Below are 23,484 nucleotides of genomic sequence, written 5' to 3'. Positions count from 1 at the left end.
TGACGCTTTCGGGCATCATGGCCGGCGTGGCACCAGCCTCTGCGGCACCGGGGGTGGGAAGTGAGGACTTTCGACCTGCTTACCACTACACGCCAGCGAAAAATTGGATGAACGATCCCAATGGAATGGTTTTCCACAAGGGGGTTTATCACCTGTTCTACCAACACAATCCCTCCGGCAACACCTGGGGGAACATGTCGTGGGGTCACGCGACGTCGAAGGACCTGGTTCACTGGCAAGAGCAGCCCCTGGCACTGTCCACCGACGCGCAGGAGGATGTATTCTCCGGCAGCATTGTGGTGGATAAGGACAACACAACAGGCTTCGGGACCAAAGAAAACCCCGCATTGGTGGCCATCTACACCAGCGCCTACAAGGAAGCTTCCCCGCATCGGGGCTTGCAAGCCCAGTCCCTGGCCTACAGCTTGGATGATGGCCAGACCTGGACCAAATACTCAGGAAACCCGGTGCTGAACCGCAATTCTGCCAACTTCCGGGACCCCAAGGTCTTCTGGTACGACAACCCGTCCGGCGGTGGCTACTGGGTCATGACCGTCGTCGAATCGCAGGATCACAAGGTGCTCCTCTACAAGTCCGGCAACCTCAAGGACTGGACTGCCCTGAGCGAATTCGGGCCGGCCAACGCTACCGGCGGCCAGTGGGAATGCCCTGACTTGTTCCCGCTGGCGGTGGATGGGGATAAGAACAACATCAAGTGGGTCATGGTGGTCAACATCAACCCCGGCGGTGTTGCGGGAGGATCGGCCGGTCAATACTTCGTGGGCAACTTTGACGGCACCACGTTCACCTCCGAAACCACCGAACCAGTGGCCGAGGTACCCGCCGGCACGGTCATGGCAGGCTTCAACGACGGCACCTACAACGGATGGACCATAAACAACGAACCAGGCAACTGGAAGAACGGTCCTTTCGGTGACGCTCCCGCGCCCGGATCCCTGCCCAGCCAGAGCCCGGTAACCGGATTCGGCGGAACAGGACTGATCAACTCATTCAACGACGGCGACTGGCCCCTGGGTTCCATGCAGTCACCAACTTTCACCGTGACCGACGACTACCTTAACTTCCTCATCGGCGGCGGTAAGCACCCCCGCGTCTCCGACAAGTTGGACAACACCCCGCCCTCGGGAGAGCTGAAGTTTGACGGCTTCGAGGTTCCCAATGGCACAACGCTGGCCGATGCAGGCTGGACGGGGACAGGCGACCTGACCCCCAATTACCAGCCGGCCACCAGCGGCGGGGACTTCTACATCGGCGCCAAGCGAATCAACACCTTCGAAACAGGCGCCGTACCCGGTGATGACCGCCAAGGCACCCTGACCTCCCCCGAGTTCCCCATCACCAAGGACTTCATGTCCATGCTGGTGGGAGGCGGCAACCGAACAGCGGACTCAGGCCAGACCCTGGCCGTCCAGTTGCTGGTCAACGGCAATGTAGTCCGCTCCCTGGCCGGTGATAACGCGGGATTGCTGAACTGGAAAGGCTGGGATGTCTCGGAGTTCGCCGGCGAGAAGGCACAGCTGCGAGTCGTTGACGAAGCTACCGGCGGGTGGGGCCACATGACTCTTGATCACGTCATGCTCACTGACACAGCCGCCGTCGCCAGGTCCGATGAAGAAACGGTGAACTTGGTTGTCAACGGACAAGTGGTCCGTACCGCTACCGGCAACGACAGCGAAAGCTTGGATTGGGCCTCGTGGGATACCAGGGAATTCGTTGGCCAGCAGGCACACATCAAGGTTGTCGACAACAACAGATTCGGATGGGGGCACATCCTCGCGGATGAGTTCACAGCCAGCTCCACAGCAGCGAAGTCCAAGCTGGAGTCTTATGACTGGCTGGACTACGGACGCGACTACTACGCGGCCGTTTCGTTCTCGAACATGCCCGACAACAAGCGGGTCATGCTGGGCTGGATGAACAACTGGGATTACGCCAACACCATCCCCACCACCCCCTGGCGCAGTGCCATGTCGTTGCCCCGGGAGGTGCAGCTGACGCAGACACCTGATGGACCACGCCTTGCCCAAAGCGTGGTCAAGCAGGTGGACAAGCTCGCGACAAAGCCCAGCTACACGGACAAGAAGGGCGGTGCCATCAAGGCCGGAACAACCCCGCTGCCCTCTGCCACTTCAGGTCAGGTCCAGCGCGTGGACATCACGTTCGCACCCGGCACGGCGAAAAAGTCAGGCATCACCGTACTGGGCGACGCCAACTCCTCCACCGCCATCGGCTATGACTCCATCACCGGTAAGGTCTTCGTTGACCGCACGACATCGGGAAACACCGCTTTCCACCCGACCTTCGCTTCAGTTGAGGACGCCCCTGTCGCACTGGACCAAAAGGGCAATGTCACCCTGCGGGTGTATGTAGACCGCTCATCCGTGGAAGTGTTCTCCGGCGACGGTCTCCGGACCATCACCGATCAAGTATTTCCGAACGCCGGCGCTGACCGGATGACCCTCTTTGCAGAGGGTGGAACAGCGCAACTGAAGTCCCTCACGGTGACCCCCATGGAAGGAGCAATGTTCCTTCCCGGAAAGAAGTAACGCACTACCCGTAGCGGGGGACGGCGGCCGGCTTTCGTCTGGCCGCCGCCCCTGCTTCTACGGTTGGATCAGTGGGTTCAGCCAGGTCAGGGCGGAACCGTCGCCCTCTATGTGATCGGCAAGTTCGGCGTTGAACTCCCGGCCGTAATCGGCCCCGATGTGCTCTTGGAAGGCCTGCTCGTCCCGGTACACCTCGAAGACGAAGTACTCCCGCGGGTTGGTTTCCCGCGTGTACGGCAGGAACATCACATTTCCCGGTTCGTTCCGGACGTGTTCCGTCAGCGTTGCCATCATTTCCGCGACCCGGGTTTCACTGCCTTCTTTGACGGTGAACTCTGCGTACAGTGTCTTGGTCATGGCCAGTCCTTTGCTCGGTTGGTTTCGGATTGCTCAGCTATTTGCCTGCGTCAGCTTGGGGCCGAATTTCGCCGGAACCCCGCTCTATCAGTTCGGTTGGGATGACATACGTTTGGGCAGGGCTCTGGTCGCCATCGATCCTTGCAAGGATCCGCTCAGCCGCAAGCTTGCCGATGCGTTCGGGATGCTGGGCGATCACTGTGATCCCGGGGTCCATCATGTCGGCCAGGGTGAAATCATCAAATCCAATGAGGGCAACCTTGTGATGCAGTCCAAGGGCTTTCAGAGCCCGCATGGCCCCGAACGTCACCAAGTTCTGACTGGAAAATATCGCCGTCGGCGGGTTCTCTGAGGTAAGCAGCTCGTGAGCGGCCCGGCATGCGGTTTCCTCGTCATGCAGGTTTTCACGAATGGCGATCCCGGACGTGGAAACGCCTGCTTGTCCCACGCCATCCAGGAACCCTGTCCGGCGCCTCCCGGCAGTCTGAATATCAGTCCGGTCGCCAAGGTAAGCCAGCCGGGTATGCCCATGCTTGATGAGATGGGCCGCCGCCTTTGCCGCACCAATTTCGTTATCAGTCACTACCGCGTCGGCCTCAATGCCCGCGGGCTCACGGTCAACGAATACCAGTGGCAGATCGCGGGAGTGCTCCGGAATCATGTACGCCTGGCTCTTGGCGATGGTAGTCAGCACAAGCCCATCGACCCGGCGGCCCAGGAAAGCCGAAATGAGTTTCCTCTCCCGGTCGGGATCGTCATCCAGGCTTGCAGCGAAGACGGCAATGCCGCGCACAGCCAAGGCGTCTTCCATGGCCCTGTGGATCTCCCCACTGAATGGGTTGGAAACGCTCGGAAGCAGCAAGCCGATGGACTGGGTCTTGCGTCCGGAACGCTTCAGGCTGCCCGCCGTGATGTCCAGTTGGTACTGCAGCTGTTCCGTCGCCCGTATGACCCGCTGGCGGGTCGCCTCGGAGACGCCCGGCTCATCGTTCACGACGCGGGAAACTGTCTTAATCCCAACGCCCGCGAGATCGGCAACATTCTTCATGGTGGGGCGCTTGCGTCCGGAGTCGGACTGGTAACGATTAGACATCGTTGTCAACTTGCTGCTCCTCAACTCGATTTAATACTTGACTCTATCGTGTGAGCTTGCTTACATGTTCCATGACAACGTTGTCAGCCGCAGAAATGCGCCGCCAACAGCCACAAAACCAGGAGTTTCAATGTTGAGTTCCAGAGTCACGCGGTCCACCCGGAACCGTCTTCTTGCCGTCGGCGCAGTCCTGACCCTCGGCACACTTAGCCTGACAGCCTGCGGAGGCAGCTCCTCCCCTTCATCCAGCGGAGGCTCCGACGAGAAGATCGGTGTTTCGCTGATCGTCAAGACCACCTCCAACCCGTTCTTCGTTTCCATGCAGGACGGCGCGAAGAAGGCCGCCGAGGCGGACGGCGTCGACCTTAAGCTTGCGGCCGGCAAGGCCGACGGCGACGAGGACACCCAGATCCAGGCCATTGAGAATGCGATCTCCAAGGGTGACAAGGGCATTCTGATTACCCCCAACGGCCCCTCGGTAGTGGATGCCCTGAAGAAGGCCAAGGACGCGGGCTTGTTCGTCATTGCGCTGGACACCCCGCCGGACCCGGCCGACGCCGCTGACATCACGTTTGCCACGGACAACTTCAACGCCGGAGAGCTCATCGGCAAGTGGACCGCCCAGCAACTGGCGGGCAAGAAAGCTGTCATCGCCCTCATCGATCTCTTTGACGACAAGGTGGTCTCGGTGGACTACAACCGCGACCAGGGCTTCCTGACCGGCCTCGGCATCGACACCGCGGATAAGAAGAAGAACGGCGACGAAGCCAAGACGGGAACGTATACCGGCGGCAAGGGCGGCGACTACGAAATCGTCGGCAGCCAGGCTTCCCAAGGAGCCGAAGACGGTGGACGTACCGCGATGGAGACCCTGCTGGCCAAGAACCCCAATGTCAACGTTGTCTACACGATCAACGAGCCCGCTGCCGCAGGTGCTTTCGAGGCCCTGAAGTCCGCGGGCAAGGAAAAGGACGTCCTGATCGTCTCCGTTGACGGCGGCTGCTCAGGTGTAAACAACGTCAAGTCCGGTGTGATCGGCGCAACGGCTCAGCAGTACCCGGTCAAAATGGCCGAGCTGGGCGTAAAAGCCATCGTAGATCTGGCAAAGACCGGCAAAAAGCCCGCCAACTCAGAGGGTCTTGACTTCTTCAACACCGGCGTCGAGCTCGTCACTGACAAGCCCGCAGACGGCGTGAAGAGCATCACCACCACCGAAGCATCCCAGATCTGCTGGGGCAAGTAACCCGTTCCTAGGCGGGGAGACGCTCCAACCAGCGTCTCCCCGCATGCCCAGCAGTTACAGAACATGGAAGTTCAGGAGCAACCCTAGTGACCCAGCAACAGACCGCCGGCCCCCCGAGCGCGGGGCATGCTGACCTGGCCGAGGAATTCCTCGACCGCCAGACGCCCCTCAGCAGAATCCGCAACCTCCTCCACCGATACCCAGCACTCAGCCCGGCTATTGTGCTGCTGATCGCCGTGGTGGTCTTCGGGCTCCTCAATGATCGCTTCCTGCGCGTTGAGAACCTGTCCCTGATTACTCAACAGGTTGCCGTGGTGGGCACCTTAGCGATCGCCCAGACGCTGATCATCCTGACAGCAGGCATTGACCTCTCCGTAGGCGCGGTCATGATCCTGTCCTCAATGGTGATCGCACAACTTGCGGTCAGCAACGGCATTCCAGGGCCTGTTGCGCTGCTGGCAGGCCTGGTCGTCGGCCTTGGTTCAGGAGCATTAAACGGCTTCCTGGTCACAAGATTCCGGCTGCCACCGTTCATCGTGACGCTGGGAACATTGAACATCTTCATCGCTCTGACGCTGCTCTACTCTGGCGGAAGCACCGTGCGCGGCTCCGCGATGCCAGGAATGCTCACCTGGCTGGGAAGCACCTTCCCGATCGGCCCCGTCCGGATCTCCACTGGTGTGGTCATGATGCTCCTCCTCTACGTGGCCGTAGCGTTCATTTTGGGCAAGACCGCCTGGGGACGGCACGTCTACGCCGTGGGCGATGACAAGGAAGCAGCCCGGCTGGCCGGCATTCCCGTCAACCGCGTCCTGATGAGCGTGTACCTTGCTGCCGGTGCAGTCCTTGCCGTCGGCGCCTGGATCCAGATCGGCCGTACCAATGCCGCCAGCCCTAACGCCGGCGTCGACCTGAACCTGGACTCCATCACCGCCGTCGTGATTGGCGGCACCAGCCTCTTCGGCGGCCGTGGCTCCATCTGGGGCTCGCTTCTCGGAGCCCTGATCGTTGGCGTCTTCCGCAATGGCCTCTCCCTCGCTGGCCTGGACGTGCTCTACCAGACCCTCGCCGTAGGCATCTTGATCATCATTGCCGTGTCCGTCGATCAATGGATCCGAAAGGTCAAGTCATGACCACCACAGATTTTGAAGCCCCCCGCACCGAAACCCGCGAGCCCATCCTCAAGGCCAGGAACCTCGTCAAGACCTTCGGCCGCGTCGTCGGTCTCGACGGTGTCAGCTTGGACCTCTACCCCGGCGAGGTTCTGGCCATCATCGGCGACAACGGCGCCGGTAAGTCCACACTCATCAAATGCCTCACCGGCGCCGAAGTTCCCGACACCGGTGAACTCTTCGTCTCCGGACAGCAGGTTCACTTCAAACGGCCGCAGGACGCCCGCGTCCACGGCATCGAAACTGTTTACCAGAACCTGGCTGTTTCGCCGGCCCTCGATGTTGCCTCGAACCTGTTTCTCGGCCGGGAAGAGCGGCTCCCCGGACCGTTGGGAAGCCTGTTCCGAATCCTCGATACCAAGGGCATGCGCAGGAAAGCCAAGGAAGAGCTGAGCCGGCTTGGCATCTCCACTCTCCAGGACGTCACCGTGCCGGTCGAGAATCTCTCCGGTGGCCAGCGCCAAGCCGTCGCCGTGGCCCGTGCAGCGGCCTTCGGATCCAAGGTGGTGGTTCTCGACGAACCGACGGCTGCCTTGGGAGTCCGCGAATCCAACCAAGTGCTCCAGCTGGTCCGGGACCTCCGCGACCGAGGGCTGCCGGTCATCCTGATCAGCCACAACATGCCTCATGTGTTCGACGTTGCAGACCGCATCCACATCCAGCGCCTCGGCAAATGCGCGGCAACCATCACCCCGCAATCACACACAATGACCGACGCCGTCGCCATCATGACCGGCGCGGCCAAAGCCTAAGCGCCACACCGGGCCTTCCGTCCGGGCCTTCCGACCGGGCCTTCCGACCCAACGGAAACCCTATTCTCCGTCCGCAGACCTGCCAACAGGTCTGCGGACGGACCCATGCCTCCCCCGTCCCACCAGCAACCCGACGAAAGAACCGAGATGCACAACCTTCACCCAGGCGACTTTGCCCATAACCAACCGGACGTCCTCGTCATCGGCGAAGCCCTGGTCGATATTGTGAACACCCGGGAAGGAACCATCAGCTACCCTGGCGGTTCCCCCGCCAATGTCGCCTACGGCCTGGGCCGCCTCGGGGTACCGACCGGGCTCCTCACAGCGATCGGCGAGGACGAACACGGCACCGCCATCACCACTCACCTCCACAGCGCAGGTGTCCGGCTGCTTCCCGGATCAACATCCCTGGAGCGCACCGCCACGGCCACCGCAACGCTGGCAACGGACGGCTCGGCCAGCTACGAGTTCGACATCCGCTGGGAACTTGCACCCGTAGCACCGGCCACGATCCCGAAAGTCCTCCATACCGGATCCATCGCCACGTTCCTGGCCCCGGGAGCCGCCACTGTGCGTACCCTCCTGGAACAAAGCCACGACTCCTGCCTGGTCACCTACGACCCCAACATCCGCCCGGCCCTCCTTGGCAGCCATGCCGAAGCCAAGCAGATTTTCGAGGACCTGCTCCCCCTCACCGACGTCATCAAACTCAGTGACGAAGATGCGCACTGGTTGTACCCCGCATCCTCCCTGGACGACGTCGCCTCCCGACTCCTGAATCACGGGGCCCGGCTGGCCGTCATCACCCGAGGCGCTGAAGGTGCGCTCCTGGCCACACCCGGAGCACGCCTCAACGTCCCATCAGCGAAGACCCACGTTGCAGACACCATCGGCGCCGGCGACTCCTACATGGCCGCCCTCATCTTTGAACTGTTGGCCAGAGGCGAAAAGGCGTTTGCTTCACCAGCCCTCGAAAGCATCGGACAGACCGCAGCCTTGGCCGCAGCGATCACCGTCAGCCGGGCCGGCGCCAACCCCCCGACCTCCGACGAACTTCAAGCGCGTCTGGAAGGACTCGAACAGCAGCCGCTCGCCGCCGTATAGAACTCCCCATGGCACTGCTGCGGGACGACGCCTACGATGGCAGAGGACCGCTCGGTCCCTTCAGTCACTTTTTTGGGGAAAAGGACCTTACCCATGCCGTTGCCGCGACCTGCCGCCGACCATCCGTTCCACAGAACACGGCAGGGGGTGTGGGCCATCCTGGCGGCTGTCGCTTTGGTGGCCGCGGGTCTCTTCGCCGGGATCGCGCCCGCCTCGGCCGCGACCTACACCTTCAAGGGCGTGGTCAAGGGAAAACTGACAGCCACCGCAACGGCCACTGCGCTGGGCGACGTTTGGGTGGGTGCGTACACCAATGACGACCGGGCCGACTTCGTTGCCGGTGCGTGGTCTGCTCCCGATGGCTCCTACAGTTTCACGGTGCCGGCTTCCGGCAGCTACAAAATATGGACCACCTGCAGCAGCGGGCCCTGCTCCGCCACGTACGCCTCAGAGTGGAACTCGAACCAATCAAGCTCCTACGGTTCCACACCGGTTGCCGTTACCGATGCTGCCCCCACCACCACGTACAACCCGCAATTGGAAGCCTTCGGCAGCATGACTGGCCGGGTCACCAACAAGGCCGGCCAGCCGCTGACTGCGGTGTCCGTCTCAGCATCACCCAACAACGGCGGACAAGTGAGCAGCACCAAGCCGGACGCCAACGGCTACTTCACCCTCACCAAGATCCCGCCCAACCAGGCCTACATCAGCGTTCGGGACGAGTCGGGCCAGCGCCTCTACCTGGAGCAGTACTGGACCGGCACCGGCACCGTGGACACTTACACGGTTGCTACCGTCCCCGCCGGAGTCGCATGGACCAATGTGAACTTCGTCCTCAAGGATGAAACCCTCATGGAGGCCACTGTCGTCGACCCGGCGGGTGCGCCGATTGCCGACGTCGGGTATATCCCGTGGGTCTACAACGACGCAACGGCAGCCTGGGAAGGGCCCCAGATGGGCCCGCTGACCTCAAATGCGCAGGGCAAGATCTACTGGCGCATGACAGTAGGCAAGAAGTACAAGCTCTGCGTCTCGGACACGGTCTACGAGGGCGCGCCCCGCGATAAGCGGTACAAAGCCGAGTGCTACGACAACACGCCCACCAAGGACACGGCAACCGTTCTGACAGCGACTTCTGCCGGCCAGCGGGTAAAGCTCACCATGCAGCTGGACGTAGCAGGGCTGTCGCTGACACCCGATAGGCCCTACGTTTACGGTTCAGCCCAGGCGGGACAGAAACTGACGGTCGATCCCGGCGTTTGGGGACCGGCTCCGGTGACCCTCGCCTACCAGTGGCAGCGCTCCAAGGATAATTCCGAACTACAGGACATCGCCGGCGCCACCACCACTGTCTACACCCCCACCGCGGCTGATGCCGGGTACGACATCTGGGCAAAAGTCACCGGAACCAAGACCGGATACGCCCCGCACACCACCTCGGTCCACGGCGGCAAATCCGGAGCCGAGGCTGTCACATCTTCCAAGCCCTTTACCCTCCTGGGCACGCCCAGCGCGGGGAACACCCTGACCGTTGACCACGGCACCTTGAACCCCGCCCCTGATTTTGGCCCGTATTACGACTGGTTCGTCAACGGTGTGCAGGACTACCGGACAAACGGGCCCACGTTCCTTCTGCAAACCTCCGACGCCGGCAAAAAAGTCACCGTACGACTCAGCGTCCACGACTGGCCGCTCCAGCCCTATTACGGCCAGGCCTCTGTCACTGTTGCGGCGGGCACGTTGACCGCTCCGGTTCCCACGGTGTCCGGAACGGCGAAGGTCGGTTCTGTCCTGACAGCTGTTCCCGGGACGTGGGGTCCTGCCCCTGTGACGTTGGCTTATCAGTGGTTCCGGAGCGGCGTCGCGATCGCCGGGGCTACGTCAGCTACGTACTCTCTGGCTGCCGCGGATTTGGGTAAGACCATGACCGTTCGGGTCACGGGCACCAAGGCCGGGTTTACGACGGCGGCGAAGACTTCCGCTGCGACTGCAGCCGTCGCGGCGGGCACGTTGACGGCACCGGTGCCGACGGTGTCCGGGACAGCGAAGGTTGGCTCTGTGCTCACGGCGGTTCCCGGGACGTGGGGACCTGCCCCCGTGACGCTCACCTACCAGTGGTTCCGGAGCGGCGTCGCGATCACCGGGGCCACGTCAGCTACGTACTCATTGGCTGCCGCGGATTTGGGTAAGACCATGACCGTCCAGGTTACGGGCGGCAAGGCCGGGTTTACGACGGCGGCGAAGACTTCCGCTGCAACTGCGGCCGTAGCGGTGGGAACGTTGACCGCGCCGGTGCCGACGGTGACCGGGACAGCGAAAGTTGGTTCGGTGTTGACGGCTGTTCCCGGAGCGTGGGGTCCTGCCCCTGTGACGCTGGCGTACCAGTGGTTCCGGAGTGGCGTCGCGATCACCGGGGCCACCTCAGCCACCTACACGTTGGCAGCCGCCGATCTGGGTAAAACCATGACCGTTCAGGTCACAGGCACGAAGGCCGGATTTACGACGGCGGCGAAAACCTCCGCAGCCACTGCCGCCGTCTCGGTGGGAACGTTAACCGCGCCTGTGCCGACGGTGTCCGGGACGGCGAAAGTTGGTTCGGTCCTCACGGCTGTGCCAGGCGCGTGGGGTCCTGCCCCTGTGACGCTGGCGTACCAGTGGTACCGGAGCGGCGTCGCGATTACGGGCGCCACCTCAGCTACGTACTCATTGGCTGCCGCTGACCTGGGCAAGACCATGACCGTCCGGGTCACGGGCTCAAAGACCGGATTCACGACGGCGGCCAAGACTTCCGTAGCGACTGCTGCCGTGGCGGCGGGCACACTGACCGGGCCCACTCCCACCGTCGCAGGCACAGCAACCGTGGGCAGCACGCTCACCGCGACACCCGGCGCCTGGGGTCCTGCCCCGGTGACGTTGACCTACCAGTGGTTCCGCGGAAGTACTGCCATTTCGGGCGCCACCGCCCAGACGTACAAACTGGTCGCCGCGGACAAGGGAAGTGCCATTAAAGTACGCGTGACAGGCACCAAGACTGCGTACACCGCACTGGCCCGCTACTCAGTTGCCACGGCCCTGATCGGCTGAGCATCAGCGTACCTAACTGACGTTAGTGACGGGATCCAAGAGACGACGACGGCGGCAGCACCGCCGTCGTCGTCTTCCTGTCGGGACTCGATCAAGGGCCGCAAACCGTTTCAGGAGGCAGAGATGAACATGCCCGATGCTTCACGGCTCGCGCAGCTTGGAGACACACTCGCTCGATGGCAGGTGGATGGAGGCCCCGTCCACCTCCATCCTGGTGACCTCGGCTGGTATTCGCGGCTCGGTCCCGACGAGACGGCATCAGCGATACGGATCTGGGCGGACGGTGCGACACCGGCCGCCATCGGTCTTCTCGATGGCCCGCAGCTCCTTCGTCTGGCGATCGACCCGACGCGACGCGACGACGCCGGCCTTGCACGGCGGATCGCAGACTCGATCGAAGACCCTGAAGTCGGCGTATTCGCCTCCGGACAGGCGACGGTGGAGGCACGAGGCGCCAGCGCTCTGACGCGAATCCTGGGACAACGAGGCTGGCAAGAGGACGAACCGTGGATTCCATTGCGCTTGGATCTCTCCGCACCTGTCCAGCCGACCTGCACCCTGATCGAGACCATCGACGAGGACCGGGCCGGAGAATGGGTAGGAGTGCACTGGTCCGCGTTCCGGGGCACTCCACTCGATGATGCCGTGAGGCAGACGCTCGTCAACCGCTGGCTGGCGATGACCGCCGGGCCCTTCGCAGGGACATCGCGCAACCTCGTCGCCTTCGACGCGCAAGGCAGGGCGGTCGCGGTGACAACAGTATGGTCTGCCGGACCGGGGCGTCCCGGCCTTATCGAACCTATGGGCGTGCACCGGGACCATCGTGGGCGCGGTTACGGGGTGGAGATCACCCGTGCCGGAGCAGCAGTGCTGCGGGAGATGGGTTCATCCAGCGCCGTGGTGGCCGCCGAAGGGGCCAATACGGGCGCGCTGGCGACCTACCTCGCGGCCGGGTTCGTCCCTGCAACGCCTGTCGTGGACATGTCACGCGGTGAGCATGAGCCACGCGCATAAAGATGTCGGCGCAGCCAAGGGCCAGTGCGTGCTGCTCGGGATGGCGTATTTCTGCCTCAGGGGATAGGCGTCCACTGCGGCGTCTACCGACGACATCCCGCATCCTCTCGGGACCCGAAGTGCGATACATTCGGTTGACGTCATCCTGCCGTCGATTGGAGCTCAACATGCTACCCGCAGCCAGCGTCTGGGCCTTCGCCCTTGCGGCGTTCGCGCTCATCGTCGTCCCGGGTCCAAGCGTGCTCTTCGTGATCGGACGCTCGCTCGCCCTCGGACGAAAGAGCGGCGTCCTAAGTGTGGTCGGCAATGCCCTTGGCATGCTCCCCGCCGTCGCCCTCGTGTCCCTCGGTGTGGGTTCCATCGTCGCTGAATCGATAATTGTCTTCACAGCCATCAAGTTCATCGGTGCTGCCTACCTGGTCTATCTCGGCATCCAGGCCTTTCGTCACCGCAACGACCACACCGACACCTCCTCCACAGCCAGGACTTCGCCGTCCTCTTTCCGGCTCCTACGCGAAGGATTCACGGTCGGCGTGACCAATCCCAAGACCATCGTCTTCTTTGTCGCAGTCCTGCCCCAATTCGTCGACTACGCCCACGGCGCCATCCCCCTCCAAATGGCGGCCCTTGGAATGATCTTCTTCACGATCGCCCTTGCCAGCGACACCATATGGGCCATGGCCGCAGGCACCGCGCGCACCTGGTTCGCCCGGAACCCAAAGCGCCTCGCCCGCATGAGCGCCGGCGGCGGCGTCATGATGATCGGCCTCGGCGGAAGTCTTGCCCTCACCGGCAACAAAACATAGGCAGCTCAAAGGGCACGGCTGGTCACGGTAGGCGTGTGCCAACGTGAACCGCTACTCCACCGTCACCATCACCGACGGCCAACCCGAAGCTCCATCAGGCACAGGGTCGGCGCGCTTCTCGGTCTGGGTTTCACCGGTGGCGTCGGTAGCCCGGGCCTTGACGTAGTGCATGCCGGGTGTGGCATCCCATTCGTAGGACCATTGGCGCCACGTGATGGTGGAGGCTTCGTCGGAGAGGGTTGCTTCCACCCAATCGCCGTCGTCAATCTGGACTTCCACCTTGGTGATTCCCCGGGTCTGGGCCCAAGCGGTGCCGCCCACAGCTACCTTCCCTGCTTTCAATCTCGCAAAGGACGTGGGTACGTCCACCCGTGCCATGGTTTTGATGGGGCCACGTTCCGACCAGCCGCGCTCCGTCCAGTAGGCCTTGCTGTCCGCGAAACGGGTGACCTCCAACTCCACTACCCACTTGGTGGCGGAGACGAATCCGTACAGTCCCGGAACCACCATGCGCACGGGGTATCCGTGCTCCACCGGAAGCGGCTCACCGTTCATGCCAATCGCCAGCATGGCATCGCGGTCATCCTGGAGGACCTCCAGAGGAGTGGAAGCGCTGAAACCGTCGATGGAGCGTGAGAGCACCATGTCCGCGCCGTCCTTCGGCTTTGCCCTTTTCAAAACTTCGCGGATGGGCAGGCCCAGCCACTTGGCGTTTCCGGCAAGCTTTCCACCCACCGGGTTGGACACACAGGTGAGGGTGACGTGCGATTCGATCAGATCGGCGTCGAGCAGGTCCTGGAAGGTGAGGGTGACCTCTTCCTCAACCATTCCGTGCACCCGCAGTGACCAATCATTGACGTTGATCTCCGGGACGCTCAGCGCCGTATCAATCCGGTAGAAGTCGTTGTTCGGTGTCAGCCAGGGTAAGACTCCCGGAACCGGGGACTGGACACCCGCCGGCACAGGAGGCGCGGCCTTGATTGGCGCAGGCAGCCGGAGTGCCTCCCGGGCCTGGGCGACATTGTTGCGAGCGGCACCCAGGAGCCGCCCACCGGTCGCCGCGATGCCGGCGGCGACGGCGGTGATCCCGGCCGCAGCAAAGAAGCGACGGCGGCTCGTGCCGGTTCCGCCTCCTTGGGTATCGACGTCGGCGGCTATGTCGGCAGGCGCTTCCGGCCATGCTTTCAACCCCCACAACGGCACAATGAGTCGGCGCAGGACGATGAGCCCGGAGATGGTTCCCAGGACGGAAGGGATGGCGTCGGCGGGTCCAACCCCGGCTCGAGTCAGGACGCTGGCAACAATTACCACGCCCATGAACAGCACACCCAGGACGCCCAAGGCCCACTTCCGGTAGGCCACTACACCCAGGACGCAGGCCAGCAGGACGATGGTCAGGCCCATGCCCACGAACAGTGCGGCCTTGTCATTAGTGCCGAATGTGGCGATCGCAAAGTCCTTCATCCACGACGGCGTGAAGTCGATGAACGTCGATCCCAGCGCAAACACCGGGGTTGCCCTGGCAGTGAAGAAGGCGCCGATCAGCTCGGCGACGGCGAGCACGACGGCGGCCGACACCACGCCTGCCAGCGCTGCCATGGTTTCGGGGCCTTTGGTCCGGAGTCCGAGCTTTTTCATGTCAGTGGTTCGTAGCGGCCGGGAGCAGGGATGGGTGCCGGCAGCCTCCTGACATACAGGGGCACTTTGAACATCTGTTCATAATTTTCCTTGAACAGATGTTCAAGATGCACTAGCCTGCTTCGTATGACCCAAGCCACATTTTCCGATTCCGCCTCCACCCTTTTCATCAACGGCCGGTGGGAGCCGGCAGCGTCCGGCGCGGTGCGCGAGATCCACAACCCGGCCGACGGCGAACTGGTCGCCACGGTGTCCGAAGCCGACCGTGAAGACGCCGAGCGCGCCATTTCCGCAGCCCGCAAGGCGTTCGATTCCGGAGTTTGGGCGAACGTCCCCGCTCCTGAGCGTGGCGCGTTCCTGCTCAAGGTTGCCGCGGAACTGCGCGAACGCCGCGAGAAGTTTGCCCGCGCCGAATCGCTGGACACCGGCAAACGGATCATCGAAAGCCGCATCGACATCGATGACATCGCCGCCTGCTTCGAATATTTCGGACGCCTCGCCGGGCAGTCGGCGGGCCGGGTGGTCGACGCCGGGGACCCCGCCGTCGTCAGCAAAATCGTCTACGAACCCGTCGGAGTATGCGGTTTGATCACGCCGTGGAATTACCCGCTGCTGCAGGCTGCGTGGAAGATCGCCCCCGCACTCGCCGCCGGTTGCACTTTCGTCCTGAAGCCTGCCGAACTGACCCCCTCCACCGCAATCCTGGCCATGCAGTTGCTGCAGGACCTGGGCCTACCCGACGGCGTCGCCAACCTGGTGACCGGCCCCGGAGTAAAAGTGGGCGCACCGCTGTCGGAGCACCCGGACATTGACCTGGTTTCCTTCACCGGCGGCCTGGAAACCGGCAAGCGCATTGCCGCGGCCGCCGCCGGCACGGTAAAGAAGGTCGCGCTGGAACTCGGCGGAAAGAACCCCAACGTCGTCTTCGCTGACGCTGACTTCGAGGCCGCCGTCGACAATGCGCTGAACGGTGCCTTTGTGCACTCAGGCCAGGTCTGCTCCGCCGGGGCGCGGCTGGTGGTGGAGGAATCCATTGCCGAGCGTTTCGTCGACGAACTGGTCCGCAAGGCCAAGGACATCCGCCTCGGCGGCCCGTTCGATGAATCTGCCGAAACCGGACCGCTGATTTCAGCGGCACACCGGGAGAAAGTGGACGCCTACGTCCAGCGTGGCGTGGCCGAAGGCGCGCGGCTGCGGTGCGGCGGCGCGGCCCCCCAGGGCGAAAAGTTCGACGCCGGCTTCTACTACCAGCCCACCGTCCTGGACCGCGTCACCAGGGGAATGTCGGTAGTCATCGACGAAGCCTTTGGCCCGGTAGTAACAGTGGAAACCTTCCGCACCGAGGACGAAGCCGTGGCCACCGCCAACGACACCATCTACGGGCTGGCGGGTGCCGTCTGGACCCAGGATGCCGGCAAGGCCCAGCGGGTAGCGGGCCGCTTGCGGCACGGCACGATCTGGATCAACGACTACCACCCCTACCTTCCACAGGCCGAGTGGGGCGGCTTCGGCCAGTCCGGCGTCGGACGCGAACTCGGCCCCACCGGTCTGGGTGAGTACCAGGAAGCCAAGCACATCTACCAGAACACCAGCCCCCAGGTGACCGGCTGGTTCGCAGACCACGGCAAGGAGAAATAGATGCACGTTGACACCATTGAGAACCTCGGCGAGCGCGGGTTCGATTACGTCGTCATTGGCGGAGGATCTGCCGGAGCTGCCGTCGCCGCCCGGTTGAGCGAGGACCCTTCCGTCACCGTGGCCTTGGTGGAAGCGGGCCCGGATGACCGCAACCTGCCGGAGATCCTGCAGCTGGATCGTTGGATGGAGCTGCTGGAATCCGGCTACGACTGGGACTACCCTGTTGAGCCGCAGGAAAACGGCAACTCCTTCATGCGCCATGCCCGAGCCAAGGTCATGGGCGGCTGCTCCAGCCACAACTCCTGCATCGCGTTCTGGGCTCCCCGCGAAGACCTGGACGAATGGGAGTCAAAGTACGGCGCCACCGGCTGGAATGCTGCTGCCGCGTGGCCTTTGTACAAGCGCTTGGAAAGCAACGAGGACGCAGGCCCGGAAGCTCCACACCACGGACACGACGGCCCGGTGCACTTGATGAACGTTCCCCCACACGATCCCGCCGGCGTCGCGCTCCTTAATGCCTGTGAGCAGACCGGAATCCCCCGGGCAAAGTTCAATGACGGCACCACCGTGATCAACGGCGCCAACTTCTTCCAGATCAACCGCCGCTCGGACGGGACGCGTTCCTCCAGCTCGGTGTCCTACATCCACCCCATTGTGGATCGCGAGAACTTCACGCTGCTGACCGGCTTGCGGGCCCGCCAACTGGTGTTCGACGCGGACAAGCGCTGCACCGGCGTCGACGTCGTGGATTCGGCCTTCGGCCGCACGCACAGGCTGGACGCACATCGCGAGGTCATCCTGTCCACCGGTGCCATCGACTCGCCCAAGCTTCTTATGCTTTCGGGCATCGGCCCGGCCGAACACTTGGCCGCGCATGGCATCGAGGTCCTGGTGGATTCCCCAGGCGTCGGCGAGCACCTGCAGGACCACCCGGAAGGTGTGGTGCAGTTCGAAGCCAAGCAGCCCATGGTGCAGACCTCCACCCAGTGGTGGGAAATCGGCATCTTCACTCCCACCGAAGAGGGCTTGGACCGCCCGGACCTGATGATGCACTACGGTTCCGTCCCCTTCGACATGAACACCCTGCGCTACGGCTACCCCACCACGGAGAACGGCTTCAGCCTGACTCCGAACGTTACCCACGCGCGTTCCCGCGGCACGGTTCGGCTGCGCAGCCGGGACTTCCGGGACAAGCCCATGGTGGACCCCCGCTACTTCACCGATCCCGACGGCCACGACATGCGCGTCATGGTGGCCGGCATCCGCAAGGCCCGGGAAATCGCGGCGCAGCCGGCCATGGCTGAATGGACCGGTCGGGAGCTCTCCCCTGGCATCGAAGCGCAGAGCGACGAAGAGTTGCAGGATTACATCCGCAAAACGCACAACACCGTGTACCACCCGGTCGGCACCGTCCGCATGGGACCAGTGAACGACGAAATGTCGCCCTTGGATCCCGAACTGCGGGTCAAGGGGGTGACCGGATTGCGTGTGGCCGATGCCTCCGTCATGCCGGAACACGTCACCGTCAACCCGAATATCACCGTGATGATGATCGGCGAGCGCTGCGCCGATTTCATCAAGGCCGATCTCATCAACAGCCGAACGGAGGAATCCACGACGGCGGAAGCCGGCTTCAGCTTGTCTGTCGCCTGAACAGGCACCCTGTTTTTAGACCCACGCAACAAACAATGGGGGAAACAGCCGGAGGCACAGCGTGGTGCCCGGCCTTTGATTTCGACTGCGACCAATGGCGGCCGCAGGTTATCACCATTCGTGCACGTCTGAACTAGGAGTTCGCATGTCAGAACCCAGCAAATTAGGACCCTGCAAGAGCGATGCAAGCGGCATGGACGAGTTTGGCTATGCCCAAACCCTGGACCGCAGCATCGGTAAGTTCGCCAGCTTCGCCGCCGGCGTCAGCTATATCTCCATTCTCACCGGCGTTTTTCAACTGTTTTACTTCGGATTTTCGACGGCGGGACCCGCCTATGCCTGGTCGTGGCCCATCGTCTTCGTAGGCCAACTAATGGTCGCTTTGTGTTTCGCGGAATTGGCCGGGCGTTATCCGGTGGCCGGGTCGGTGTACAACTGGGCCAAGAGGCTCTCGACTGGAACGTGGGCCTGGCTGGCGGGCTGGTTGCTGCTGCTCTCCTCCATCATGGCTCTGGGTTCCGTTGCCTTGGCCCTCCAAATCACCCTCCCGCAAATCTGGAGCGGCTTCCAGCTGGTCGGCGACGGAACAGGTCCTTACGACTTCGCAGTCAACGGGGTCATCCTGGCCAGCATCATGATCGGTATTTCCACACTGATCAACGCGTTCGGCGTGAAACTCATGACCATGATCAACAGCGTGGGCGTGTTCGTGGAACTGGTTGCGGCCGTCCTGCTCATTGCGGCGCTTCTCTGGCACTCCGTGCGGGGGCCGGAAGTCCTCCTTGATACCGCCGGATTCGGTGAAGAACATCCCTTGGGCTTCTTCGGAGTGTTCCTCATTGCTGCCATGGCTTCGGGGTACGTCATGTACGGCTTTGACACCGCCAGCTCCTTGGGCGAAGAAACCAAAGACCCCAAGAAGACTGCTCCCAGGGCGATCCTTCGCGCCGTCACGGCTTCCTTCCTTTTGGGAGGCCTACTCCTCCTCGGCGGAATCCTGGCCGCGCCCGATCTCTCCGATCCCAAGCTGGGGGCGGCTGACGGCGGACTGCAGTACATCGTGCTTTCAGTACTCGGCGGCCCGTTCGGCAAGGCCTTCCTGGCCTGCATCGTGGTAGCCGTAGTGGTCTGCACCCTCGCCGTCCATGCAGCAGCCATCCGGATGATGTTCGCCATGGCCAGGGACAACAACCTTCCCTTCAGCCGTCAGCTCAGCAAAGTGCACCCCACCCGGAAAACGCCCACCGTTGCTGCCATCGTCATCGGCATAGTTGCCGTCATCCCGCTGATCGTCAACATCTCCCAGCCGGCCATCTTCACTATTCTGTCCAGCATCAGCATCGTGCTGATCTACCTGTCCTACCTGCTGGTGACCGTGCCCATGCTGCGGCGCCGGTTCTTGAAGAAGTGGCCCCTGAAGGACGACGGATCAGAACCGGGATTCAGCCTCGGCAAATGGGGGCTGCCTGTGAACATCCTGGCCGTGCTGTGGGGCGGCGCCATGACGCTGAACCTCGTGTGGCCGCGGCCGGAGATTTACAACTCGGTGCCGCCGTTCGAGTGGTACCTGCAATGGGGAGGCGTGATCTTTGTTGGCACGGTCATCATCGGCGGGACGCTGCTCTACCGTCTCCGCATCAGGCACAAGACCGGGGTCCTGGCCGAGCACGCCGCCCTGGTCACTCCCGAGGACTCTCCCCAAGTGGTAACCCAGAACTCCTAGCCCGCTACTTAGACGAACGCCGATTTCCCTGTCACCGCGCGGGCCACGATCATGGAGTTGATCTCGTAACTGCCCTCGTAGGTGTACAGGATTTCGGCGTCGCCAAAGAGCTTGGCCATCTCATAGTCCGTGGTGATTCCGTTCCCGCCCAGCAGGGAACGGCCCATCGCAACTGAGGAACGCGCCAGCCGGGTGGTGGTGGCTTTGCACATGGCCGCCTGCACCATCTGGAGTTTCCCGGCCTGCTGGATCCGGGCGAGCTCGACCATCATGGACAAGGACGCGTTGGCGTTGCCCAGAATGTCGGCAAGCTGCTGCTGGACCAGCTGGAAGCGAGCCAGCTCTTTGCCGAACTGTTTGCGTTCCAAGGCGTAAGAACGGGCAATATCGAAGGCTGCCAACTGAATCCCCGCAGCCTGCCACCCCACCCAGGCCCGGGAATCGCGCAACAGGTCATTGGCTCGGGAAAACTCCGTGGCCCCCGGCAGGAGGTTCTCTAACGGAATACGCACCTCGTCCAACACGATGTCCGCATTCTGCATGATGCGCAGGCCGATCTTGTTGGAGATCTTGGTGGCCGAGTAACCGGGGCGGTCCGTCTCCACAATGAAGCCCTTGATGTGGCCGTCGGATTCATCCCGTGCCCACACCAATGCGAAGTCGGCAATCGTCCCTGCCCCGATCCAGCGTTTGGCACCGCTGATGACCCATTCGCCGCCGTCGCGCCGCGCCGTCGTCGAAAGTCCTCCGGCGATGTCCGAGCCGTGATCCGGTTCGGTGAGGGCGAAGGCGCCCAGCTGGGTGAAAGCTTCCAACCCAGGCAGCCACCTGCGCTTCTGTTCAGGGGATCCAAGCTCGTCGATCATGCCCACGATGAGTTCATTGTGGATGCCCACCAGCGCCGAGAGTGATACGTCCGCCCGGGCCACCTCGGTGTACATGAGGCCCTTGAAGAGCTTGGTGGAGCCGTCTGTCTGGAGTCCACCGAGCCCGAACTTGGCCATGTCAGCCAGCAGCCCGAACGGGAACTCCTCCCGGTTCCAGTACTCGATGCTGGCCGCCCGGATCCGCGTTTGCAGGAACTCCCTGATCTCCAAGTATCGCAAGCGCTCTCCGGCCGGGAGCAGGTCCACTACGTGCATCAAGTCCGCCTCCGGATAAGGAGGGAGGACGCGTTCTGGTGCCGCACCGCTGGTAACGGTGCCGGCAGCTTTGTCGTCGAGCATTAGACCCCTTCGTCATGTCCCGCACAGGCTCTTCCAAACCCTTGGATGTCCTAGTATATTGCAAGGTGATGTGGATCCCTAGGCGGGATGTCCGGCAAAGGTGCCAGGGAAGCCCGAAGGCGAAAGGCGGACTATGACAGTCACAGAGGACTTCCGTGCGGCCCGCGACCGGCTGCTGGAACTGCGTGAGGACTACAAGCTGGCGCACGCGGAATTCGAGTGGCCGCGGTTTGAGGAGTTCAACTTCGCTTTGGACTGGTTCGACCAGATCGCGGCGGACCCGGCCCGGGGCAGCAAGCCCGCCTTGGTCATCGTGGAACAGGACGGGAGCTCCACCCGCCGCAGCTACAAGGACCTCGCGGAACGCTCATCCCAGGTAGCCAACTGGCTGCGGAGCCAGGGCGTCCAGCGTGGAGACCACATGATCATCATGCTCGGCAACCAGGTTGAACTGTGGGAACTCATGCTCGCCGGCATCAAACTCGGCATCGTCATGATCCCCACCACCACCCTCATGGGCGCCCGTGATCTCCAGGACCGCGTTGAACGTGGCGGTGCGGCCTGGGTGGCCGTCGGAAGTGCCAACATCGGCAAGTTCGCCGACGTCGAGGGTGAATACGCCCTGATCGAGGTCGGTTCGGAGAGAATCGACGCGGACGCCAAACAGTACGCAGATGCGTACGACGCCGGCACGGACTTTACGCCCGACGCCCCCACAAAAGCGGACGAGACACTGCTGCTCTACTTCACCTCCGGCACCACGTCACGGGCGAAGCTCGTGGAGCATACCCACACGTCCTACCCCGTGGGCCACTTGTCCACCATGTACTGGATCGGCCTGGAACCGGGCGACGTCCACCTGAATGTCGCCTCCCCCGGCTGGGCCAAACACGCCTGGTCCAACGTCTTCACGCCGTGGATCGCCGAGGCCACGGTCTTCATTTACAACTACCAGCGCTTTGACGCCGCCGCCCTCATGGAGCAAATGGGCCGCGAAGGCGTCACCAGTTTCTGCGCGCCTCCCACGGTCTGGCGCATGCTCATCCAGGCCGATCTTACGCAGCTCACCAGCCCGCCACGCAAAGTGGTCTCGGCTGGGGAGCCACTGAATGCCGAAGTTATCGGGCAAGTGGAGAAAGCTTGGGGAGTCACCATCCGCGACGGCTTCGGCCAAACCGAATCCACGGTCCAGATCGCCAACACTCCGGCCCAGCCGGTGAAGATCGGCTCCATGGGCCGCCCGCTCCCGGGGTACGACGTCGTCCTGGTGGATCCGAACACCGGGACGGAAGCCGACGACGGCGAACTCTGCTTGCGCTTGGACCCCCGGCCCGTGGGATTGATGAAGAGCTACTTCGGCGACGAAGAGAAAACGGCCGATGCCTTCCGCGACGGCTACTATCACACGGGCGATATGGCGAGCCGGGACGCTGACGGCGTGATCACCTACGTCGGCCGGGACGACGACGTTTTCAAGTCCTCCGACTACCGTTTGTCCCCGTTCGAACTTGAAAGCGTCCTGATCGAACATCCCGCAGTGGCGGAGGCCGCCGTCGTGCCTTCACCTGATGCCGTGAAGCTGTCGGTTCCGAAAGCGTTTGTGGTTCTGGCTGCCGGCTACGAAGCCGGACCGGCAGTCGCGGAGGACATTCTGAAGTATTGCCGCGAGCATCTGGCACCGTTCAAACGCATCCGGCGGCTGGAATTCGGCGAGCTTCCCAAGACGATCTCCGGCAAGATCCGTCGTGTGGAACTGCGCGGCACGGAAGTCGCCCGGCATGGTGAGGGGCCGCTGCCCTCCGGTTTGGGCGTGGAATACACCGAGGAAGAGTTCCCGAATCTGAAAGACTAGCCACCCGGAAGATCAGGCCAACCAAGCAACCGAAGGAGGCCCATGGGCACGCCACTCCCCCGCGATCCCATCGCCGACGCCCAGCGCAACTGGGAGCGGCATGGCTGGGGCGACGTCGCCGCGCCCATGGCCGCCATCACCGCGATCATGCGGACGCAGCAGATCCTGCTGGCCCGCATCGAAACGGTCCTCAAACCGTTCGGGCTGACCTTTGCACGCTACGAGCTGCTGGCGCTCCTGAGTTTCGCCCGCAGCGGCGCGCTGCCTATGAACAAGGCCAGCGCGCTCCTGCAGGTACATCCCACCTCGGTGACCAACGCCGTCGACCGCTTGGAAAAAGCCGCTCTGGTGGCACGCTCTCCGCACCCCACCGACGGCCGCACCACCCTGATTGAGCTCACCGCCGAGGGCCGCACCCTCGCCAAGAAGGCGACGGCGGCACTCAACGCGGAGGTTTTCGGCAAGTCAGGCTTCGGGCACGACGACGTCGATCACCTCATCCGCGTGCTGGGCACCTTCCGCAGGGATGCCGGGGACTTCACCGAGGAATAACGCCTCTGCC

At 63.0% G+C, this 23,484-nt stretch carries 17 protein-coding genes; 13 read left to right on the top strand and 4 right to left on the bottom strand.

Annotated features, from left to right (window positions below):
• The first annotated feature begins 107 nt into the window (after positions 1-107).
• A complete protein-coding gene (locus tag AYX22_RS03135) occupies positions 108-2,567 on the top strand; it encodes a GH32 C-terminal domain-containing protein (RefSeq protein ID WP_242703503.1) in 2,460 nt (819 codons plus the stop codon).
• 57 nt (positions 2,568-2,624) lie between these two features.
• Here AYX22_RS03135 and AYX22_RS03130 read toward each other — a convergent pair whose 3' ends face one another.
• On the bottom strand, positions 2,625-2,924 hold the full coding sequence (locus tag AYX22_RS03130; protein WP_207596083.1) for a putative quinol monooxygenase: 300 nt from the start codon (positions 2,922-2,924) through the stop codon (positions 2,625-2,627).
• Between the two features lie 37 nt (positions 2,925-2,961).
• Positions 2,962-3,972, bottom strand: a complete 1,011-nt coding sequence (locus tag AYX22_RS03125) for a LacI family DNA-binding transcriptional regulator (RefSeq protein ID WP_207597443.1) — start codon at positions 3,970-3,972, stop codon at positions 2,962-2,964.
• A 175-nt stretch (positions 3,973-4,147) separates the two neighbouring features.
• On the opposite strand from AYX22_RS03125, the gene AYX22_RS03120 reads away from it, so the two are divergent.
• The 7 genes from AYX22_RS03120 (at position 4,148) to AYX22_RS03090 (ending at position 13,192) form a co-directional block, all read left to right on the top strand.
• Positions 4,148-5,260, top strand: a complete 1,113-nt coding sequence (locus AYX22_RS03120) for a substrate-binding domain-containing protein (protein WP_207596082.1) — start codon at positions 4,148-4,150, stop codon at positions 5,258-5,260.
• An 86-nt stretch (positions 5,261-5,346) separates the two neighbouring features.
• Entirely contained in the window at positions 5,347-6,393 is a 1,047-nt protein-coding gene (locus AYX22_RS03115) for an ABC transporter permease (protein ID WP_207596081.1), read from the top strand.
• Positions 6,390-7,184, top strand: a complete 795-nt coding sequence (locus AYX22_RS03110; protein WP_207596080.1) for an ATP-binding cassette domain-containing protein — start codon at positions 6,390-6,392, stop codon at positions 7,182-7,184. The genes AYX22_RS03115 and AYX22_RS03110 overlap by 4 nt, the downstream gene beginning before the upstream one ends.
• 147 nt (positions 7,185-7,331) lie before the next feature.
• Positions 7,332-8,288 carry a carbohydrate kinase gene (locus AYX22_RS03105; RefSeq protein WP_207596079.1) on the top strand — a complete coding sequence of 319 codons (957 nt, stop codon included), beginning with the start codon at positions 7,332-7,334 and terminating at the stop codon, positions 8,286-8,288.
• A gap of 93 nt (positions 8,289-8,381) precedes the next feature.
• Positions 8,382-11,372 carry a carboxypeptidase regulatory-like domain-containing protein gene (locus tag AYX22_RS03100; protein ID WP_207596078.1) on the top strand — a complete coding sequence of 997 codons (2,991 nt, stop codon included), beginning with the start codon at positions 8,382-8,384 and terminating at the stop codon, positions 11,370-11,372.
• A gap of 123 nt (positions 11,373-11,495) precedes the next feature.
• Complete coding sequence (locus tag AYX22_RS03095) at positions 11,496-12,386, top strand: GNAT family N-acetyltransferase (RefSeq protein ID WP_207596077.1); 891 nt, start codon at positions 11,496-11,498, stop codon at positions 12,384-12,386.
• A 167-nt stretch (positions 12,387-12,553) separates the two neighbouring features.
• Positions 12,554-13,192 (top strand): LysE family translocator, encoded by a 639-nt coding sequence (locus tag AYX22_RS03090; protein WP_207596076.1) that lies wholly within the window; start codon positions 12,554-12,556, stop codon positions 13,190-13,192.
• 51 nt (positions 13,193-13,243) lie between these two features.
• Here the strand turns inward: AYX22_RS03090 and AYX22_RS03085 are convergent, their stop codons facing one another.
• Entirely contained in the window at positions 13,244-14,830 is a 1,587-nt protein-coding gene (locus AYX22_RS03085) for a molybdopterin-dependent oxidoreductase (protein WP_242703502.1), read from the bottom strand.
• A 126-nt stretch (positions 14,831-14,956) separates the two neighbouring features.
• Here AYX22_RS03085 and AYX22_RS03080 point away from each other — a divergent pair, with 126 nt between their 5' ends.
• From AYX22_RS03080 to AYX22_RS03070, 3 genes are all read left to right on the top strand, one after another.
• On the top strand, positions 14,957-16,468 hold the full coding sequence (locus tag AYX22_RS03080; RefSeq protein ID WP_207596075.1) for an aldehyde dehydrogenase family protein: 1,512 nt from the start codon (positions 14,957-14,959) through the stop codon (positions 16,466-16,468).
• Complete coding sequence (locus AYX22_RS03075; protein WP_207596074.1) at positions 16,469-18,121, top strand: GMC oxidoreductase; 1,653 nt, start codon at positions 16,469-16,471, stop codon at positions 18,119-18,121. It begins immediately after the preceding gene.
• A 145-nt stretch (positions 18,122-18,266) separates the two neighbouring features.
• Positions 18,267-19,844 carry an APC family permease gene (locus AYX22_RS03070; protein ID WP_207596073.1) on the top strand — a complete coding sequence of 526 codons (1,578 nt, stop codon included), beginning with the start codon at positions 18,267-18,269 and terminating at the stop codon, positions 19,842-19,844.
• A gap of 8 nt (positions 19,845-19,852) precedes the next feature.
• Here AYX22_RS03070 and AYX22_RS03065 read toward each other — a convergent pair whose 3' ends face one another.
• Positions 19,853-21,070, bottom strand: coding sequence for an acyl-CoA dehydrogenase family protein (locus AYX22_RS03065; RefSeq protein ID WP_207596072.1), 1,218 nt, complete (start codon positions 21,068-21,070; stop codon positions 19,853-19,855).
• Positions 21,071-21,203: 133 nt separating this feature from the next.
• Between AYX22_RS03065 and AYX22_RS03060 the strand changes: the two genes are divergently transcribed.
• Together AYX22_RS03060 and AYX22_RS03055 are read left to right on the top strand one after the other, a co-directional pair.
• Entirely contained in the window at positions 21,204-22,922 is a 1,719-nt protein-coding gene (locus AYX22_RS03060; RefSeq protein WP_207596071.1) for an AMP-binding protein, read from the top strand.
• Between the two features lie 42 nt (positions 22,923-22,964).
• A complete protein-coding gene (locus tag AYX22_RS03055) occupies positions 22,965-23,474 on the top strand; it encodes a MarR family transcriptional regulator (protein WP_207596070.1) in 510 nt (169 codons plus the stop codon).
• Positions 23,475-23,484 lie beyond the last annotated feature (10 nt).

The sequence above is a fragment of the Arthrobacter sp. D5-1 genome, assembly GCF_017357425.1.
GTDB lineage: Bacteria > Actinomycetota > Actinomycetes > Actinomycetales > Micrococcaceae > Arthrobacter.
Note: the sequence above shows the minus strand (reverse complement) of the source record. Positions and strands in the feature narration are given on the sequence as shown.

What these genes read in the sequence shown, in the direction of transcription:
- AYX22_RS03060 (WP_207596071.1), top strand. Translation starts at nt 21,204, where the DNA reads ATGACAGTCACAGAGGACTTCCGTGCGGCCCGCGACCGGCTGCTGGAA.
- AYX22_RS03125 (WP_207597443.1), bottom strand. Translation starts at nt 3,972, where the DNA reads ATGAAGAATGTTGCCGATCTCGCGGGCGTTGGGATTAAGACAGTTTCC.
- AYX22_RS03070 (WP_207596073.1), top strand. Translation starts at nt 18,267, where the DNA reads ATGTCAGAACCCAGCAAATTAGGACCCTGCAAGAGCGATGCAAGCGGC.
- AYX22_RS03120 (WP_207596082.1), top strand. Translation starts at nt 4,148, where the DNA reads ATGTTGAGTTCCAGAGTCACGCGGTCCACCCGGAACCGTCTTCTTGCC.
- AYX22_RS03135 (WP_242703503.1), top strand. Translation starts at nt 108, where the DNA reads ATGAACGATCCCAATGGAATGGTTTTCCACAAGGGGGTTTATCACCTG.
- AYX22_RS03105 (WP_207596079.1), top strand. Translation starts at nt 7,332, where the DNA reads ATGCACAACCTTCACCCAGGCGACTTTGCCCATAACCAACCGGACGTC.
- AYX22_RS03095 (WP_207596077.1), top strand. Translation starts at nt 11,496, where the DNA reads ATGAACATGCCCGATGCTTCACGGCTCGCGCAGCTTGGAGACACACTC.
- AYX22_RS03110 (WP_207596080.1), top strand. Translation starts at nt 6,390, where the DNA reads ATGACCACCACAGATTTTGAAGCCCCCCGCACCGAAACCCGCGAGCCC.
- AYX22_RS03080 (WP_207596075.1), top strand. Translation starts at nt 14,957, where the DNA reads ATGACCCAAGCCACATTTTCCGATTCCGCCTCCACCCTTTTCATCAAC.
- AYX22_RS03130 (WP_207596083.1), bottom strand. Translation starts at nt 2,924, where the DNA reads ATGACCAAGACACTGTACGCAGAGTTCACCGTCAAAGAAGGCAGTGAA.
- AYX22_RS03055 (WP_207596070.1), top strand. Translation starts at nt 22,965, where the DNA reads ATGGGCACGCCACTCCCCCGCGATCCCATCGCCGACGCCCAGCGCAAC.
- AYX22_RS03065 (WP_207596072.1), bottom strand. Translation starts at nt 21,070, where the DNA reads ATGCTCGACGACAAAGCTGCCGGCACCGTTACCAGCGGTGCGGCACCA.
- AYX22_RS03075 (WP_207596074.1), top strand. Translation starts at nt 16,469, where the DNA reads ATGCACGTTGACACCATTGAGAACCTCGGCGAGCGCGGGTTCGATTAC.
- AYX22_RS03100 (WP_207596078.1), top strand. Translation starts at nt 8,382, where the DNA reads ATGCCGTTGCCGCGACCTGCCGCCGACCATCCGTTCCACAGAACACGG.
- AYX22_RS03090 (WP_207596076.1), top strand. Translation starts at nt 12,554, where the DNA reads ATGCTACCCGCAGCCAGCGTCTGGGCCTTCGCCCTTGCGGCGTTCGCG.
- AYX22_RS03085 (WP_242703502.1), bottom strand. Translation starts at nt 14,830, where the DNA reads ATGAAAAAGCTCGGACTCCGGACCAAAGGCCCCGAAACCATGGCAGCG.